Here is a 1,238-nt window from a genome sequence, read left to right as displayed (position 1 = left end):
CGGTTGGCCAGCGCCTCATTCACCGCCGGGCCCGCGCCTTTGAAAAACTGCCACTGCACCTCCACGCCCTGCGGCTTAAACACCGCTTCCAGCTGATGGCGGATAAACGCCATGCCGACGGGCCCTTCGATAAACGGCTTGCTGCCCGCGCTTTGATCCGGCACGCCGATGCGGATGGTGCGCAGCTCCTCGCCCTGAGCGCCGGCCAGCAGGCCCACGGCGGCGACCAGCGCCACTAAGGTGCGGCTAAAAAATGCTTTCATCATAAGTTGTTGCTCCCCTGAGTTTTTTTCTCACCCTAAAGAGCCGAAGGGCCGGGTGTTAAATGCTTTTATGCGCAGAGCAAAGCTGAAAAAAAGCTAAACCAGGGGCCGCGTGCCCGGCAGGCTGAAATGCATTTGCTGCATCGGGATTATTCGTCTAACGCAATGGCGGCGGGGCGCAAGGAACGTTTTTATAGCGGCATACCTTCAGCAAAAGTGGACCGATATGTCGCAGACGATCTTAAGAACAGGCGCCCCGCGCAGGCCGACATTCAGGCTCAACGGCTGGCCGTGGCTGCTGCCCGCGCTGCTGCTGCTGCTGTGGTACGTCGCCGCCCGCGAAGGCTGGATGGCGGAGCAGATCCTGCCCGCGCCGTCGGTCGTGGCCAATACCGCGCTGTCGCTGCTGAGCGGCGATCTGCTGGCGCAGTGGGGATTTAGCCTCCGGCATCTGGCTCTCGGCCTGCTGCTGGGGGCCGCGGCCGGAACGCTGCTCGGAGCGCTGTTCGGCCTGGTTCCGTCCGCCGCCCAGCGCATCGAGCCGCTGTTTTACGCCCTGGCGCAAATTCCGACGCTGGGCTGGATCCCGCTGTTTATGGTGATCTTTGGCATTGATAACGGCCTGAAGCTGGCGGTTATCGTCAAAACCACCGTGGTGCCGATGACCATCAACACCCAGCAGGCGGTCAGCGGCGTACCGCTGACGCTGAGCGAAGCGGCAAGGGTCATGAACTTCTCCCGCTGGCAGCGGCTGCGCTGGCTGGTGATCCCGGCGAGCCTCCCGGGCTGGTTTACCGGCCTGCGGCTTGCGCTTTCGCAGGCCTGGGTATCGCTGATCGTCGTTGAGCTGCTGGCCTCTTCCGAAGGGATTGGCTACCTGATGGTCTGGGGCCGCCAGCTGTTTCAGCTGGATATCGTCTTCGTCACCATTGCGGCGGTGGGCCTCAGCGGCATGGCTGTCTCTTTTAACCATCT

At 62.4% G+C, this 1,238-nt stretch carries 1 protein-coding gene and 1 pseudogene; one reads left to right on the top strand and one right to left on the bottom strand.

Annotated elements, in window-relative coordinates:
- A pseudogene (locus PFH44_RS27705) lies at window positions 1–266 on the bottom strand (ABC transporter substrate-binding protein); the annotation flags it as partial.
- A 223-nt stretch (window positions 267–489) separates the two neighbouring features.
- Here PFH44_RS27705 and PFH44_RS27700 point away from each other — a divergent pair.
- Window positions 490–1,238, top strand: a 749-nt coding sequence (locus PFH44_RS27700) for an ABC transporter permease (RefSeq protein WP_283826857.1), incomplete at its 3' end; no start/stop codon positions are given.

The organism is Klebsiella sp. Ech2A, assembly GCF_030078455.1.
Taxonomy (GTDB): domain Bacteria; phylum Pseudomonadota; class Gammaproteobacteria; order Enterobacterales; family Enterobacteriaceae; genus Klebsiella; species Klebsiella terrigena.
The sequence above is the reverse complement of the archived record's forward strand: the minus strand, read 5'-3'. Positions and strand labels throughout refer to the sequence as shown.